Raw genomic sequence first — 16,768 nt, forward strand, 5'->3', positions numbered from 1 at the left:
TATTGCCTCCTATAGATCATCAAATGCTAATTCATCAAATGAAATATCCTCATCTTCATTGTTCTTAGCGTTTTCTTCATCTCTTAAATATTGTTTATCTAGTATCTTAATGAATGGGAAGTATATTACACATCCTAATACTAATAATACAACCTGCCATAAACTAGACACTATGCTTCCTGTTGATAAATATCCTGAGAATATTATTGGAGTTGTCCATGGTAAAGAAATTCCTGTTGTATAAGGAATTATTCCAATTTGAGTAATTATAGTTGAAAGAACTAAGTTAATTAATGGTACTCCAATGAATGGAATTATTAATATTGGATTTAATACTATTGGTAAACCGAATATTATTGGTTCGTTAATACCGAAGATACCAGGTACTATTGATAATTTACCTAATTGAGTTATTCTCTTAGACTTACAGAATAATAACATAACAATTACTAGTGAAAGTGTACTTCCTCCACCACCGAATGTTGTAAAGAAGTCTGTGAATGGTCCAGTAAATATATTTGGTAATGGTAATCCAGCTTGTAAAGCTTCTAAGTTCTCAATTGTTAATACTTTTAATATTGGTGAGAATACTGTATTTGCAACAGCTGGCCCATTAATTCCAAAGAACCAGAATCCTGAACAAGCTAATGAATAAACAATTTGTGCTCCTAAAGTATTTCCAAATCCTTTTAATGGAGTTTGTAATACTTGATAAATAAAGTTATGAGCAGTTTCATATGGAGTAAATTCAAATGCTATTCTTACAAAAAAGAATAAAGTCATAACAAATGCACTTGGTATTAAAGCAGCAAACGAATCACATACAGCTGGTGGAACACCATCTGGCATCTTTATTGTCCAACCTTTTCTATAAACCCAGTTAAATACCCAAACTGAAGTTAAAGCAATAACTAAAGATAAGAATAGACCGTTAGATCCTATATATTCGAAAGCTAACCCACTTACATTAGCAGGTCCATCAACACCAACGTATGGTATTTTTGTAGGCATAACTATAAAGAATGATACTAGTGCAACTGCTGCACCTTGAATCTTATCACCTTTAAGCTCCCTAGCATAAGCATACCCTGTACCCATACAGCTAAATAATGCTGTAATACTAAATATAGCTGTAGAAACATTAGTGAACCAACTTTCCCAACCTTCACCTAAAAATTTTGCAACCATTTCGCTCCATCCTGGTATTGGGAAGTTAGCGATTAATAAGAATATTGAACCAACTATAATAAGTGGAGTTGTAACTAAGAAACCATCACGGATAGCAACTAAGATTTTATTTTTACCTAGTTTATCAGCTATTGGCATAAGAATTTTTTCTAATCCTGAAAACATAATATTGTCCCCCTTTTATCCTTTTGTTTTTTTATTATGCATTTTCTTTCATATGTTTTTTATAACCCATTATTGCAGTCTTAAGAACCTTTTCTCCGTTCATTACACCGTAATCTTGAGAATCAATAACAAATATTGGCTTGTTTAAATCGGCAAATCTCTTTTTAGTATCTTCATATAGATACTTAACTTGTGGTCCAAGTAAAATACAATCTGGGTTATGCTTTTCAATTATCTCTCCCATAGTCCCTATTGGGAAAGCCTTGACCTCAACTGGAATTTTGTTTGCATCTGCAACCTTTTGCATTTTGCTTGCTAATAAACTTGTAGACATTCCTGCACTACAGAATAAATAAAACTTTTTCATCTCATTTCTCCTCCTCTAGTTTTTTAAGAATTTATATAAAATAAGTTCTAACGTAATTTGTAATTAAGCATTAACTACTTTTGTTCCACCAATAATATCGTGGATCATTTTGCTTTCTTTATTAAACATCATTATTACAATTGATATAAATGGTATTACTATAGCAACTATGGCTAATATTCTATAAATACTATCCATTCCTGCAATTAAAAGCATTTCTCTTAAGTATTTACTACTACTAACTAGTCCAGCTTCAATAAGCATTACTCCTACAACTTCTCTCTTTATAAGATTCTTAGCTGTAACTTCGCTTCCATCATTCTGAACTATCTTAACGCCTAAGATGCTTTTAGCTAATGTTTGTCCTTTATTAAATTTTAATGGAACTACAACATAGTAAAGTGTTATAATCACTATTCCTACTAATCCAGCAATTATTCCTAAGTTTCCACTAAACTGAGTTAATGATGCTGGCACCTCTGTACTACCACTTTGAACACTATACATATATAGAAGTGGAATACCTGCAAGTAATGTCGATATATACCAATCTGCAAAAAAAGCAATAGCTCTTTTGACTTTACTTACCTTTTTTATTTGAGTATATGCCATTAATTTATCTTTTAATGTCATCTTCTTATTTTTAGCCATATCCTACTCCTCATATTAATTATTTTTCCTTGCAAATATATAAAGCAATTACCATGCCAAAATTGAAACTCCTTATAAATCAATAACACTTTTAATACATTTTTAGCAACTGTATCCATATAGACACACTAATTAAATGTTTACATAACTTTTCATGCACTAGTGTGTTACTTTTCTTCAAAAATTTACACATTGTTTTTCGTCAAAATGATACATTATTCGCACAAATAAAAAAACAGACCAAATTTAATTGATCTGTTTAATAAATTAATATCTATTTCTATTTTTCATTTCTCTTTCAATATCTCTTTTATGAGCTTTTTCAAGCATAGAATCTCTCTTATCGTAATTTTTCTTACCTCTACATATTCCAAGAGCAACTTTTACTCTACCATTTTTTAAATATAAAGATAAAGGCACTAATGTATATCCATCTCTAGATACTAACCCAGCTAATCTCCCTATTTGCTCTTTATGAAGTAGTAGTTTTCTCTCTCTTAAAGGATCTACATTAAATATGTTCCCTTGTTCATAAGGACTTATATGCATATTTAAAATAAATATCTCGCCATTTTTAATATCTGCATAACAATCTTTTAAATTACATTTCCCATTTCTAATAGATTTAACTTCTGTACCTACTAATTCAATTCCCGCCTCCATTGTCTCCTCAACAAAATAATCATGACGAGCTTTTCTATTTTCAGCTAAAGAATTACTATTCTTAATTCTTGCCATTAATTTCACCCACTCTTTTATATACGTTTTTCTTAATTATATCACATAATATAGTTAAGAGTTAAGAGAGAAAAGTTAAGAGCTAATCTTTAAACTACTCTGTAGTTTAAAGATTTATATTTATTATTGTAAAGTGAGCCTAAACTGACTTTATTCATCAACTCTTAACTCTTCATCTTTGACTTTTAACTAAATTTACTCTTCTTCTGCTTCTACAGTTTCTTTAACTCCAAATTCTTTTTTAACTTCGGCTATTATTGAAGCTGTTTCATCACTTGGAATTATTTCTTTTCTGTCATTTTCACTTTCAACTATATCAAAGAATATTTCTCTATTATCAATATCTACTCTACTACAAACAACCTTTACTGAATCTCCAAGTCTATAAATGTTTTTAGTCCTTTGACCTAATAACATTAAATGTTGTTCATCATAAACATAGTAATCATCATCTAAATCCGTTATATGAACAAGTCCCTCTACTGTATTAGGAAGTTCTACAAATATACCAAAAGAAGTGACAGAAGATATAATTCCTTCAAATTCCTCTCCTATTCTATCCATCATATATTCAGCTTTCTTTAAATCATCAACTTCTCTTTCTGCTTCTTCAGCTATTCTTTCTGTATCAGAAGATATCTTAGCTGCTATTTCTACTATAGTAGTAAGCTTTTGAGTCCTATTTTCATCTATCTTACCATTTAAGTGCTCTTTTATAATTCTGTGAATTTGTAAGTCAGGATATCTACGTATTGGTGATGTAAAGTGACAATAATATCTAGCTGCTAATCCAAAGTGTGAAGTGCATTCTGGAGTATATTTAGCTTTCATCATACTTCTTAATAAAAGCGTACTAACTACTACCTCTTCTTTCTTACCTTTTACTTTTTCTAATACCTCTTGTAACATTCTTGGATGTATATCTTGAGTAAACTTCATAGTATATCCAAGGTTATATACAAACTCTCTAAATCTTTCTAGCTTTTCTTCATCTGGATTTTCATGGACTCTATAAACAAACGGTAAGTTATTCCAGAACATAGCTTCAGCAATAGTCTCATTACACACAAGCATAAATTCTTCTATTATTCTGTTTGCTATCTCTCTTTCATAAGGCTTAATATCTATTGGTTTACCATTTTCATTTAAAATTATCTTAGATTCTTCGAAATTGAAGTCTATTGCTCCTCTTCTCATTCTCTTTTCTCTTAAGATTAGGCAAAGCTCTTCCATTGTCTTAAAGTCATCTACTAAATAATCATATTTCTTTATAAGTTCTTCGTCTTTATCCTTTAATATCTTTGTAACATCTGTATAAGTCATTCTTTCAGAAGTTCTTATGACAGTTTCTGCTATTTCATGACTTAAAACCTTACCTTTATCATCAAGTACCATAAAACAACTTAAAGCAAGTCTATCTACTTTAGGGTTTAATGAACATATTCCATTAGAAAGTTTCTTTGGTAACATCGGAATAACTCTATCAATTAAGTATACAGAAGTTCCTCTCTTTAAAGCTTCTTTATCTAGAGGATTCTTTTCTCTTACATAGTGAGTTACGTCAGCTATATGAACTCCTAACTTATATCTTCCATTATCCATCCTTTCTATAGATACAGCATCATCTAAATCTTTAGCATCTTCTCCATCTATAGTTACCATTCTTAAATTTCTTATATCTTTTCTTCTTCTAATCTCTTTTTCATCTATCTCTTCAGATATTCCCTCAGCATAACTTAATACCTTTGCTGGGAATTCTTCTGGAAGTCCAAACTTCTTGATTATAGTTAATATATCTAGTCCTCTATCACCTTTTTTACCTAATACCTCTTTAATCTCACCTTCTGGACTTCTTCTTCCATCTGGCCACTTAGTTACTTTAACTATAACTACATCTCCATGATTAGCTCCATTTTTATCTTTTTTAGATACAAAAATATCTTGATTTAATCTTGTATCTTCAGGAACTACAAATCCGAAGTTTCTACTATCTTCATAAACTCCAATTATAGTAGTATTAGCTCTTTCAACAACCTCTACTACTTCTCCTTCTTTCTTTTTACCATTTCTATCTTCTCTAGTTATTTGAACTATAACTCTATCATTATTCATAGCACCATTCATTGAAGAACTTGGTATAAATACATCTGATTCTCCCTCAGTTTCTGCTATTAAAAATCCAAATCCTTTTTTATGAGTTTCAATCCTACCTTGAACTAATCCTATTCTTTCCGGTACCGCGAATCTCTCTTTTTTAGTTCTTACTATTAAACCTTCTAACTCCATAACTTTTAAAGCTTTTTTAAATTCTTTATATTCATCAGGATTTATATCAAAAACTGAAACTAGTTCCTCAATATCCATAGGTCTATATGCTTCTTCTCTCATAAAACTTAATAATGTTTCTTTAATTCCCATATATAAATTTTCCTCCATATTTCTTCATTATAATTATTCCCATAATTTTCATTCCCCAGTCATTTATTATAGTACCACAGTAGTATATTTTTATTCAAACTAACCGTTGTAAATTCTCCCCTTTATGATTTATCACAAAAATAAAATAGACCACCAAGTTATTGGCGGTCTATCATATATTAAAGTAAATTTAAAGCTATTGTATTTACAGCAAATAAAAGCATTGAGATCATGGTTATCTTTGCTAACATCGCTTCCTTAGTCTTTGCTTTATTCTTAGCAAAGAAAGTTTCGCTTTTACTACCTTGTATAAGTCCACTTAAAGCATCAGCTTTACTTTTTTGCATTAATATTGATACTACAACTATTAATCCTAAAACCGCTTCTAAAACAAATAAAAAACTCTTCACGGTTACACCTCCCAATTATCACTTTTATTTGTATTCATATGAATTAATGATAACATAATAATAATTAAAACACAAGTTATTTTACAAAAACATCCATAATCTAGAATCAAAATTTCATATTTGTTATTGAGATTTTACTTAAAATCAAATTTCATAATTTTCTTCCTTAAATCACTCTTACAATGGCATATAACTTATAAATTTTCTTCACATAAGAACATTTTTCTTTTTACTTAATATTACTTGTGTATACATCACTACTATTCCACTTATAAGAACAAAAAGATAAAAACTAATCCCTCTACTTAATAGCATTGCAGAACTTAACACTGATGCTGGATATATTGTTTTAAATATTCTTAAAAAGCTACTTTCACTAGCACCTACGGCACCTGGTAAAGGTATTCCAGAAACTGCAACATATAAAACCGCTTGTAAAGACATTATTTCCACAAATGAAGCCTTTGAAAATCCTAAAGCTCTATATACCCAAAATGTTATACTGTATAAAGCACATACTTGAATAAATGTAATAAATATTACTTTTATCATTATTTCTTTATGCTGTCTAATGAATACAGCACCTCTCTGATACTCTTCTACTTGCTCATAAAATTTTTCCTTTAAGCTATCTATTTTTATAAATCTTATTTTTTTGACAATCCAAAATATAAAATTTGCAATCTTCTCAGTAAATTTCTTAGAAAAAATAACACATAAAATGAATAATAAAATTAAGAAGTTAAATATTATTCCTCCTATTATTAATGTTATTATTAATGGATTAAATGTCTTAACTAATTCAAAGTTAAATATAAATGAAAAAATTGCTAATAATATTGTTACAAATTGAAAGCTAGCAAATTCTATAAATATTGCAAGCGATCCATGGGATACCTCTATATTATCCTTACTCATATAATAAATTTGCATTGGTTGTCCTCCAGAAGCTGATGGTGTAATTGAACTGAAGAAGAAACCTATAAATGGATACTTCAATATTGAAAGAAAGCTTTTTTTATAAGAAAAAAACTTTAATATAGTTCTAAAATTTATAGTTTCACAAATTACATAAATAAATGTACATATTATTCCTATTAACACATATATTTTATCTGAATTTTTAAACTCTACTATAATATCATTTAAATTATTATCCTTAAAAAGAATAAAAAATGTTATTCCAATAAGTACTATAAAAAATATGCTATTTTTAATAAAACTCTTTGGCGTTAACTCATTATTCATATAGCTCCTCAACTTTCACAAATTTATATCCTTCCCTTAACCATATAGGAAGTGTTTTCTCCAATGCTTGTATAGTTCTTAAAGGTGCTTCATTTTCACCTCTTCCATCATGTAAGCATATTATACTTTTGTTTCTAGATTCTTTTAATAATCTATTTGCTATTTCATCACTGGTAATATCGCCTTTCCAATCACCTATAATTACATCCCATAAAACTAATTTTAAATTATATTTTTTCAAATTACTTAAAGTTCTTAAATTAATATGTCCCCAGGGTGGTCTAAAAAATTTCACTCTCATATTAAAGTTTTTCATAATATCTAAAGAGCCTTTAAAATCCTTATCTGTATATATCGGAGATGCTATAAGTCCATTTTTATGTTCTAATGAATGTAGTCCTATAGTATGCCCTTCCTCTTTCATTCTTTTTATTATGTTAGGATTATTTTCTGCAAAAGTAGCTACTGTAAAAAAAGTAGCTTTAATATTATATCTCTCAAGTAAATTTAGTAATTGTTCAGTATACTTCTCATCTGGTCCATCATCAAAAGTTAAACACATATATTTATCTTTAATCTTGTCCTTATTAAAAGTTTTGAATTTACTTTTAAAATAATATGTAGGAATTATACTATAAGATAAAATTAGTACTACTAAACAAATAAATATCCCCATCCCTTGTTACGCTCCTTTTCTATAATTGCCTATAATTGAATTAATGCTGTCTATATCAAAAGACTTTTTTATACTCTTCATATTTATTCTCATATTTACAATTTCCTTATTATCATTTAATAATGAGATAATATCTTCTACTACCTCTCCTTCCTTATTCCAAACAACTCTTCCTATACGCTCGTCCTCAATATACTCTGCATTTCTAACTTCTTGTACTAAGAATGGCTTCACGACATACATAGGAACTTCACTATAAATAGCTTCATATAAAGTTACTCCTCCAGCCTTTGATACTATTAGATCCGACTTTTTCATATATTCATCTACATTATTAACATAACCTACTACCTTTAAGTTCTTATAATTTTTCTTTATAAAATCATACATTTTTTTATTATTTCCTGTAATTATAGTTGTTTTTATATTCTCTTCGTTATTTAATCTCTCAAACAACTCATTATCAAATTCTATAAGTCCAAGTCCACCACCCATTATTAATAAATTCTTCTTTAAAGAGTTATTATGAATATCCTCATTAACCTTAAATTTACCCTTTACAGGTATTCCACTTACTTTAATTTTTTCCTTATCAATTCCCTTTTTAATTAATTCTTCTTTCACCTTAATTGATCCTACAAAATAATAATTTGTATTTTGGGCAATCCATTCATCATGCCATGAAATATCTGTTATATAAGTTATCAATGGTATATTAATCTTCTTTACCATCTTATATGTAGATATATATTGTGAGCTTATTGGTAACGTTGAAATTATAATATCTGGGGAATATTCATCAATTAATTTATCTATTTTACTTATAAACTTTCCTTTTAGTGGTACAATACATTTCTGTCCCATAACCTTATTGAAAAAGTTGTATATATTCCCAAACTTACTAACTAGTACCTCAAAACTTCCATAAACATATTGGCTTGTTTCTGGCACTAAATATTCAACTATATCAACAATGTCTATTTTCATGTCGTAATAACAACTTTCTATTTCTTCTTTAATAGCATTTGCAGCAGAATAATGTCCCATTCCGAACCTACCAGTTAAAATCAATATGTTCATATAATCACCCTTTTCAAATTTAATCTTCTATTAAATTATACAAACTTAATCTTAAGATTTAATTAATATTACCCTTAAGATTTAATTAGTTTTTTATTATAAACTTCTATATTATTAATACTAGTATTTCACTATATAGCTTTTTAAAATCAGTTAATTTTTATAAAAAAAATGACCTCATAAAAGGTCATCTTAATATATTACCTGAATTCTATATCATCACCATATACTAGTTCAGAATTTTCTTTAATATATTTAACTAATTCTTCAACTTGAGCATATGCCACAGCTACATATGTATCTGCAGCTCCATAATAAATTGCTATTCTACCAGTCTCTGCATCATGTAATGTTGCACAAGGGAATGCTACATTTGGGACAAATCCTGTTGTTTCATAATCCTTTTCAGGAGTTAACAAATAATCTCTAGTTCTATATAAAACCTTACTTGGATTATCCTTATCTAGTATTGCAGCTCCCATGCTATAAACAAATCCATTACAAGTTCCTGATACTCCATGATAAAATAATAACCAGCCTTCAGTAGTTTCTATAGGAATTGCTCCTCCACCGATCTTTGTTCCTTGCCACCATCCTGAGCCGCCTTTAGACATCACTCTTCTATGTTTACCCCAATGAACTAAATCTGGACTTTCACTTAAAAATATATCTCCAAATGGAGTATGACCACTATCACTTGGTCTGCTTAATAACATGTATTTATCATTAATCTTCTTTGGGAATAATACTCCATTTCTATTGAATGGAATAAATGGATTTTCAAGTCTTGTGAACTCTTTAAAATCTTTTGTCATCCCTAATCCTAAAGAAGCTCCTCCAAACTCAGCACACCAAACTATATAATAAGTATCATTTATTTTTACTAATCGTGGATCATAAGAATAATTTGGTTGATAATCATTCCCTGTTTCATCTTTCCAATTAATTTCTTCATCTTCAATATCCCACTTTAATCCATCTTTACTTCTTCCTAAATGTAATTGTGGTTTCCCATTTTTATGATCTGCTCTAAATATTCCTATAAATCCATCTTCATATGGCACTACTGCACTATTAAAAATTCTTGCTGTTTTCTTTGTAGGATTCCATCCGATGATTGGATTTGCACTATGTCTCCAAACAACTCCTTCATATCCTTCTGGTTTATCTTGCCAAGGAATGTTTTTTAACTCATCACCTATTATTTTCACCATTTTTAATTTCCCCCTCAATTTGTATACGTTTTGCACAACATTTAATAATAAAATAATAATTTATGTCTAAACTTTACTATATTTACTTTATTAATTTAACTACTTTTACATATACCCATAATTATTGTATATATATCATAAAAACTATATATTTTATTAACTCCAAATGCTATCTCCAAAGCTTTTTATAAATTCTGTTAATTCAGTAGCCATTTCCTCTGCTTCAGAAATTCTTATATGACCTGGAGTCCCTGAACCATTTCTACTAAATTTAAATCTAACTATTTTACTATCATTCATATCTGTTGTCATTTCATCTAAAGCATCATCCCATCCTTTGTTATGACATAAAATAGTCGTTATTATTACAAATAAGGCATCTGGATATTTACTTCTTAAATCTAAAATTATATTTTTATATTTTTCTTTCCATAGTTCTCTTTTTTCTTCATCTTCATCTATATAATCATATGGATGTGCATCATTTTGCCCAAGTGCCATTATCACTACATGAGGAATATAATTTGAGAAATCCCATTCATTGCAATAACCTAATTCTGGATTATACCTTAATTTATCATAAGTTGATTCTAATCCTAAGTAACCTCTATCAGGATTAAAATATCCTGTACCATCCATTACTGCAATTCCACCTTGAGCAATATTATTAATTTCAGCATCTAAATTCCTTGCTGTCATCATAGAATAGGAATACCATGAATTAGACATTCTCCCTTCATGTCCTTCAGGATCAACTTTACCTACATAATCCATAGCCTCTGAAACCTCTCCTGCCGAAACAGAATCTCCAAAACACTCAATTCTCCTATTACTTTTCAGATCTGGTAATTCTAAATTACATCCCTTATCTAATACAACTCCGTAGAAATCAAAGTAATGACATGCAGAAGCTCTTTTATATAAAACTAGCTCATGTATACCTTCACCTAATCCTTCTGCAACATCTAATACAATATCTTTTCTATGTTCTTCTATAACTACTTTTCCACTAATAGAACCATCTATACTAAACCCTATAGCACATTCATACCCACCACCATTATTATTTACTGCAATTTTTAATGATGTTCCTGTAAATTTCGTTTTAATAGTACTTCCTGCATAAATAATAGTTGGAGCTTTTATATTTTCAAAATCTACTCTTCCCATGTACTGATAATTAGAATTATCCGCTTCTATCAATACATATTTATCTTTATCAAGGTTTTCTAAATACACAATACATTCCTCCTAAGACACTAATAATCCCATAATGTATATTTCTTTGTTTAAATTACTACTATCCACTAAAATTTCGACTGTATATTTATCTACCTTATCTCCTTCAATTAAAACTTCAGTTTCTGAGTAATCTCCCCATCCATTTTCAAAATAGCAATCTATATTCTTAATATATCTTCCATTAACCTTAACAACAAAACTTCCGGCGTTATCTTTTATTAGTTTCTTATAAAGTAAAAATATATTTTTACCTTTTACCTCTATTTTTAAAGTTGCCTTATTATATGCGGTTCTGCTTATCTTCCATCCATTTTTAAACCCTTGAAAACCTTCATCATCTACTATAAATCCACTGTTGCAAATAACTTCAACATTATTAGAATTCATAATTTGTCCTTTAATATAATCTTCGCCAAAAACAGGTTGTCCAAATTCTCTATCTTCATTTTCCTTTTTATCTCCATCCTTATCTATGCTTTCTAGCAAATTAATTAATAACTCAGAAATTATTTCATGTCCTATATCATTTGGATGAACTTCATCTGAAGCAACTTCACTCCACTTTAACTTATCATTCTCAATATCATTTCTAATAGCATCTCTAAAACTAACCATTGGAATTTCATATCTTTTTCCTATTTCTATTTGTTGATCTTGTACGTTTTCTAAAACGTCAGTACTCATAAACACTTCAATTAATGCTAGCTCACTATCATGTGATAATATTCTTCTTATTAAGCTTTCATAAGCTACCTTGTTGTATTTATTATTTTTATCGTTAACAGCAAAATCTACAAATACTATATCTGGATCTTTGCTTAAAACTTGTTCTTCTACCCTATGAACACCTATTATTGAACCAGTAGCTCCAATTCCAGCATTTATATATTTTACATTTATCTCAGAAAATCTGTTTTTAAACCATAAATAAGTTTTATTAGCATAGCAATTTTCATGATTTGTAGCATTACACCCTTGGGTTATAGACCCACCTAAAAAAGCAACTGTAATATCTTCTCCTCTATACGCCCTTTCAATAACCCTTTTTACTTTAGAAGTATCGCCCCTATATACTAAAGATTCTTTTAACATTTTTTCATTAGCTATTCTTTTCATAATATCCACCTACTCTTCATACTACTTAATAAGCTTTTATAAAATCATTTTTATATTTTTATTATACATATTAAACAATTACATTTTTTAAAATCATATTTTTATACTATAAATAGTAAATAGTGTTTATATTTATTACATAAAAAAAGAGCTACATTTGTAGCTCTTACTATTATTCCTTAATATTGAAGAATGCTTTTCTTCCACGATATTCAGCAACATCGTCAAGTTCCTCAGATATTCTTATTAATTGATTGTACTTAGCAACTCTTTCAGATCTTGCAGGTGCTCCAGTCTTTATTTGACCAGCGTTAACAGCTACAACTAAATCAGCAATAGTTGTATCTTCTGTTTCACCACTTCTATGAGAAATAACTGCAGTGTATCCTGCTCTGTTGGCCATTTCTATAGCATTTAAAGTTTCTGTTAAAGTACCAATTTGATTTAATTTTATAAGAATAGAGTTTGCAACGCCTCTTTTAATTCCTTCTTCTAATCTTTCAGTATTAGTAACAAATAAGTCATCACCAACTAGTTGAACTTTCTTTCCAAGCCTTTCAGTTAATAGCTTCCAGCCTTCCCAGTCTTCTTCTGCCATACCATCTTCTATTGATATAATTGGATACTTATTAACCCAATCTTCTAAGAAGTCTACCATTTCAGCAGCACTTAAAGTCTTGCCTTCATGTTCTAAAACATATTTACCATCTTTATAGTATTCAGAAGATGCTGCATCTATAGCTATAAACATTTCTTTTCCTGGTTCATATCCAGCTTTTTTAATAGCTTCTAAAATAACTTCAATAGCTTCTGCATTTGATTTTAAGTTAGGTGCAAATCCACCTTCGTCTCCAACACCAGTAGAATATCCCTTATCATTTAAAGTTTTCTTTAATGCATGGTAAACTTCTGCACATGCTTGAACTGCGGTATCAAAGCAATCAAAACCTACAGGCATAACCATAAATTCTTGTAAATCAACAGAGTTATCTGCATGAGATCCACCATTTATTATGTTCATCATTGGAACTGGTAATACCTTTGCATTTACTCCACCAACGTATTGATATAAAGGTAATCCTAAATAATTTGCAGCAGCTTGAGCAACAGCAAGAGATACGCCTAATATTGCATTAGCTCCTAACTTACCTTTATTGTTAGTTCCATCTAATTCTATTAACATTTTATCTATATAAGTTTGATCAAATACATTACATCCTATTAATTCTTCAGCTATTGTATCATTAACATTTTCAACAGCTTTAAGTACACCCTTGCCCATGAATTTTGATTTGTCACCATCTCTTAATTCAACAGCTTCATATATACCTGTTGATGCTCCTGATGGCACAGCAGCTCTTCCTACAGTTCCATCTTCTAGATATACCTCAACTTCTACAGTTGGGAAACATCTTGAATCAAGTATTTGTCTAGCTACTACATCTACTATTTCCACAAAATTTTTCATTATATATCTCCTCCTTAATTTATAAATGAAACACCTTCTCCTTAACGTCGAATGTGTACACTGCTAGTTTAACTTCAAGTTACCAAATCAAAGATCTGGACTTTCAGTCAACTTCCAATAAATCTCTCTTGTTTATTTTATCCACAGCGTTAGATAATATTCATAAAAATAAAGCCAACACCTCTGTTAGCTTTATTTTTATAAGACATAATTTTACATCTCTAATTAATTGTTCATTCTACATTTTAATTATAATTAGTTAAATTATTTCCCGGGAATTTTCTTTATAATAATATTGATTTATCTTTTTTTCCCACTCAAGAGCTGTTTTTTCATCAAAACTCTCTACGTAAAATAAAAATTGATTAAGAACATTTATCCCTTTTAAGCCTTTCATTAAATGTCTTGGATAAGATACCTTCCTTTTATAGCATTGTTTGGGATCTATAACCATTACCCTTTCATTCTCTTCAACATAAACATCACGACATCTTATATCTAATTTAGTAAATCTAAGCTCTTCAAACTCTTTAAGTAATTTATACAAATTGTATGATAGTTTTTCCGTTAATCCATATTGTTCAATATAATGGTCCAACCTTGTCCCACCAACCTTTTCTCTTAAGATATAATAATCTCCTCGTTTATATATTTTAGGAAAGTATTTTGATTTTCTTACTCTTTCTAAAATATCGGCTTCTTCCTTACAAATCTTTTTCTCTAAAAATATTTTTAAGGCCTTATTTCCTGGTACTTCATATACAATCCCATTATGACCTTCACCTAAAAATTCTGCTTCTCTAAAAAGGTTTTCCACTTCTTTATCAAAATCCGCTGAATATGCATATGTTCTAGCCATCACACCCTACCTTATTAAGTATTTGTACTATTATATTATTAAGATTAATATAATATTCGATTAGTGCCATTTATGTATAATTCTTTACCTCAAATTCCATTATATACAATTTATTCAATAATTATGTTAATATATATATTAATAAAAGGGGGTTTTATAATGAATTCATTTCATATTAAAGACGATTTCTATATTAATGATAGAAAAATCAAGATAATCTCTGGAGCAATACATTATTTTAGGGTTGTACCTGAATATTGGAAGGACAGGCTAGAAAAGCTTAAATTAATGGGTTGTAATTGTGTTGAAACTTATATTCCTTGGAATATTCATGAACCTGAAAAGGGTAAATTTAATTTTAAAGGAATAAATAACTTTAGTGAATTTGTGAAGATAGCTCAATCTCTAGGCTTATATGTTATTCTTAGACCTTCTCCATATATTTGTGCTGAGTGGGATTTTGGAGGACTTCCTTACTGGTTATTAAAAGATGATTCAATGATCATTAGAAGCACTTATAATAAATTTTTAGAAGCAGTTGATGATTATTACTCCGAATTATTCAAATACATAGTTCCCTTACAAATAACTAATGGTGGTCCTGTTATAATGATGCAACTTGAAAATGAGTATGGTTCTTTTGGAAATGATAAAAAATATCTGAAAGCTATAAAAAATTTAATGATTAAGCATGGTTCAACTGTTCCTTTATTTACTTCAGACGGTGGCTGGCAAGAAGCTTTAGATGCTGGAGTATTATTGAACGAAAACATTCTCCCTACAGCTAACTTTGGTTCAAAAGTTATAGAGCAAACTAGTAATCTTAAAAAATTTATGGATGATAATAGTATTGATGGTCCACTTATGTGTATGGAATTTTGGATTGGTTGGTTTAATGCTTGGGGAAAAGAAATTAAAACAAGAGACTCAAAAGAAGTTAGTAAGGAATTTAAAGATATACTTGATTTAGGTCATGTTAATATTTATATGTTCCATGGTGGTACTAACTTTGGTTTCTATAATGGTGCTAATTTTTATGATTCTATTGTTCCCCAAATCACTTCCTATGATTATGACGCTTTACTAACTGAATGGGGTATACCTACAAAAAAATATTATGACTTTAAAAATGTTATTTCTAACTTTAAATCTATACCAAACTTCGAACTATCTACTAAAATTGATTTTATTCACTATGGAGATATAAACCTCACTAATAAAGTTTCCTTATTCAACACTTTAGAATCACTTTGTAATCCTATTTACAACGATATACCGCTTAATATGGAAAAGCTTAATCAAGGTTATGGCTATATCTTATATACTTCTAACCTTGGTAAGAAAAGATATATTTCTAGATCAAAATTAGTTGATTGTGATGATAGAGCCTCTATTTACTTGAACCATGAACCTATTGCTACTCAAGATGCTAGCAATATCGGTGAAAATATCCCATTAGTATTAAATAAGGATGATAAAAATGAAATAGCAATTCTTGTTGAGAACCTTGGAAGAATAAATTACGGAGATAAACTTAGATCACCTCTTCAAAAGAAAGGATTAAAAGGTGGTTTCATGGTAGACCTTCACTTTCACAATGGTTGGAACCACTATTGTTTAGATTTAAAAAATATTGATAAAGTAGATTTTTCTCTTCCTTACGAAGAAAACACTCCAGCTTTTTATGAGTATACATTTAATATAGATAATAAAGGTGATACGTTCTTACATTTAAAGGACTTTGGTAAAGGCTGTGCTTTTATCAATGGTTTCAATTTAGGTAGATTTTTTGATATAGGTCCAACTAATTATCTATATATTCCATCTCCATTATTACAAAAAGGAGAAAATAAAATAGTTATATTTGAAACAGAAGGTAAGTATTATGATGTTATCACATTAAGCGATAAACCATTGTTCAAATAATG

15 protein-coding genes are annotated in these 16,768 nt (G+C 29.1%); 1 reads left to right on the top strand and 14 read right to left on the bottom strand.

Going from position 1 to position 16,768, the window contains the following annotated elements:
- Nucleotides 1-9: 9 nt before the first annotated feature.
- The 14 genes from H8S20_RS03240 to H8S20_RS03305 all read right to left on the bottom strand — a co-directional run bounded on the left by H8S20_RS03240 (nucleotide 10) and on the right by H8S20_RS03305 (nucleotide 14,840).
- Nucleotides 10-1,353 (bottom strand): PTS sugar transporter subunit IIC, encoded by a 1,344-nt coding sequence (locus H8S20_RS03240; protein WP_032119870.1) that lies wholly within the window; start codon nucleotides 1,351-1,353, stop codon nucleotides 10-12.
- A 34-nt stretch (nucleotides 1,354-1,387) separates the two neighbouring features.
- On the bottom strand, nucleotides 1,388-1,720 hold the full coding sequence (locus H8S20_RS03245; RefSeq protein ID WP_032119871.1) for a PTS sugar transporter subunit IIB: 333 nt from the start codon (nucleotides 1,718-1,720) through the stop codon (nucleotides 1,388-1,390).
- Between the two features lie 63 nt (nucleotides 1,721-1,783).
- Nucleotides 1,784-2,371 (bottom strand): RDD family protein, encoded by a 588-nt coding sequence (locus H8S20_RS03250; RefSeq protein WP_051986975.1) that lies wholly within the window; start codon nucleotides 2,369-2,371, stop codon nucleotides 1,784-1,786.
- A 267-nt stretch (nucleotides 2,372-2,638) separates the two neighbouring features.
- Nucleotides 2,639-3,109, bottom strand: a complete 471-nt coding sequence (smpB, locus tag H8S20_RS03255; RefSeq protein ID WP_032119872.1) for an SsrA-binding protein SmpB — start codon at nucleotides 3,107-3,109, stop codon at nucleotides 2,639-2,641.
- A 195-nt stretch (nucleotides 3,110-3,304) separates the two neighbouring features.
- Complete coding sequence (rnr, locus tag H8S20_RS03260; RefSeq protein WP_032119873.1) at nucleotides 3,305-5,527, bottom strand: ribonuclease R; 2,223 nt, start codon at nucleotides 5,525-5,527, stop codon at nucleotides 3,305-3,307.
- Nucleotides 5,528-5,706: 179 nt separating this feature from the next.
- Complete coding sequence (secG, locus tag H8S20_RS03265) at nucleotides 5,707-5,937, bottom strand: preprotein translocase subunit SecG (protein ID WP_032119874.1); 231 nt, start codon at nucleotides 5,935-5,937, stop codon at nucleotides 5,707-5,709.
- A 207-nt stretch (nucleotides 5,938-6,144) separates the two neighbouring features.
- Nucleotides 6,145-7,185, bottom strand: coding sequence for a lysylphosphatidylglycerol synthase transmembrane domain-containing protein (locus tag H8S20_RS03270; protein WP_186859266.1), 1,041 nt, complete (start codon nucleotides 7,183-7,185; stop codon nucleotides 6,145-6,147).
- Complete coding sequence (locus tag H8S20_RS03275) at nucleotides 7,178-7,861, bottom strand: polysaccharide deacetylase family protein (RefSeq protein WP_186859267.1); 684 nt, start codon at nucleotides 7,859-7,861, stop codon at nucleotides 7,178-7,180. The genes H8S20_RS03270 and H8S20_RS03275 overlap by 8 nt, the downstream gene beginning before the upstream one ends.
- Before the next feature lie 6 nt (nucleotides 7,862-7,867).
- Entirely contained in the window at nucleotides 7,868-8,941 is a 1,074-nt protein-coding gene (locus H8S20_RS03280; RefSeq protein ID WP_186859268.1) for an MGDG synthase family glycosyltransferase, read from the bottom strand.
- Nucleotides 8,942-9,141: 200 nt separating this feature from the next.
- Nucleotides 9,142-10,155 (bottom strand): glycoside hydrolase family 130 protein, encoded by a 1,014-nt coding sequence (locus H8S20_RS03285; RefSeq protein WP_186859269.1) that lies wholly within the window; start codon nucleotides 10,153-10,155, stop codon nucleotides 9,142-9,144.
- A 156-nt stretch (nucleotides 10,156-10,311) separates the two neighbouring features.
- The gene (locus tag H8S20_RS03290; RefSeq protein ID WP_186859270.1) at nucleotides 10,312-11,394 is read right to left on the bottom strand and encodes an SGNH/GDSL hydrolase family protein; all 1,083 of its coding nucleotides are present in this window, start codon (nucleotides 11,392-11,394) and stop codon (nucleotides 10,312-10,314) included.
- A 12-nt stretch (nucleotides 11,395-11,406) separates the two neighbouring features.
- A complete protein-coding gene (locus H8S20_RS03295; RefSeq protein ID WP_186859271.1) occupies nucleotides 11,407-12,513 on the bottom strand; it encodes an SGNH/GDSL hydrolase family protein in 1,107 nt (368 codons plus the stop codon).
- Between the two features lie 172 nt (nucleotides 12,514-12,685).
- Complete coding sequence (eno, locus tag H8S20_RS03300; RefSeq protein ID WP_186859272.1) at nucleotides 12,686-13,981, bottom strand: phosphopyruvate hydratase; 1,296 nt, start codon at nucleotides 13,979-13,981, stop codon at nucleotides 12,686-12,688.
- A 259-nt stretch (nucleotides 13,982-14,240) separates the two neighbouring features.
- On the bottom strand, nucleotides 14,241-14,840 hold the full coding sequence (locus H8S20_RS03305) for a serine/threonine-protein kinase (protein ID WP_032119879.1): 600 nt from the start codon (nucleotides 14,838-14,840) through the stop codon (nucleotides 14,241-14,243).
- A gap of 159 nt (nucleotides 14,841-14,999) precedes the next feature.
- Here H8S20_RS03305 and H8S20_RS03310 point away from each other — a divergent pair, with 159 nt between their 5' ends.
- Nucleotides 15,000-16,766 (top strand): glycoside hydrolase family 35 protein, encoded by a 1,767-nt coding sequence (locus H8S20_RS03310; RefSeq protein ID WP_186859273.1) that lies wholly within the window; start codon nucleotides 15,000-15,002, stop codon nucleotides 16,764-16,766.
- Nucleotides 16,767-16,768: the final 2 nt, after the last annotated feature.

Origin of the sequence: Clostridium hominis (assembly GCF_014287825.1) — a bacterium.
In the GTDB taxonomy this organism is placed as follows: domain Bacteria; phylum Bacillota; class Clostridia; order Clostridiales; family Clostridiaceae; genus Clostridium; species Clostridium hominis.

What these genes read in the sequence shown, in the direction of transcription:
- H8S20_RS03280 (WP_186859268.1), bottom strand. Translation starts at nt 8,941, where the DNA reads ATGAACATATTGATTTTAACTGGTAGGTTCGGAATGGGACATTATTCT.
- H8S20_RS03310 (WP_186859273.1), top strand. Translation starts at nt 15,000, where the DNA reads ATGAATTCATTTCATATTAAAGACGATTTCTATATTAATGATAGAAAA.
- smpB (WP_032119872.1), bottom strand. Translation starts at nt 3,109, where the DNA reads ATGGCAAGAATTAAGAATAGTAATTCTTTAGCTGAAAATAGAAAAGCT.
- eno (WP_186859272.1), bottom strand. Translation starts at nt 13,981, where the DNA reads ATGAAAAATTTTGTGGAAATAGTAGATGTAGTAGCTAGACAAATACTT.
- H8S20_RS03285 (WP_186859269.1), bottom strand. Translation starts at nt 10,155, where the DNA reads ATGGTGAAAATAATAGGTGATGAGTTAAAAAACATTCCTTGGCAAGAT.
- rnr (WP_032119873.1), bottom strand. Translation starts at nt 5,527, where the DNA reads ATGGGAATTAAAGAAACATTATTAAGTTTTATGAGAGAAGAAGCATAT.
- H8S20_RS03305 (WP_032119879.1), bottom strand. Translation starts at nt 14,840, where the DNA reads ATGGCTAGAACATATGCATATTCAGCGGATTTTGATAAAGAAGTGGAA.
- H8S20_RS03240 (WP_032119870.1), bottom strand. Translation starts at nt 1,353, where the DNA reads ATGTTTTCAGGATTAGAAAAAATTCTTATGCCAATAGCTGATAAACTA.
- H8S20_RS03275 (WP_186859267.1), bottom strand. Translation starts at nt 7,861, where the DNA reads ATGGGGATATTTATTTGTTTAGTAGTACTAATTTTATCTTATAGTATA.
- H8S20_RS03270 (WP_186859266.1), bottom strand. Translation starts at nt 7,185, where the DNA reads ATGAATAATGAGTTAACGCCAAAGAGTTTTATTAAAAATAGCATATTT.
- H8S20_RS03245 (WP_032119871.1), bottom strand. Translation starts at nt 1,720, where the DNA reads ATGAAAAAGTTTTATTTATTCTGTAGTGCAGGAATGTCTACAAGTTTA.
- H8S20_RS03295 (WP_186859271.1), bottom strand. Translation starts at nt 12,513, where the DNA reads ATGAAAAGAATAGCTAATGAAAAAATGTTAAAAGAATCTTTAGTATAT.
- H8S20_RS03250 (WP_051986975.1), bottom strand. Translation starts at nt 2,371, where the DNA reads ATGGCTAAAAATAAGAAGATGACATTAAAAGATAAATTAATGGCATAT.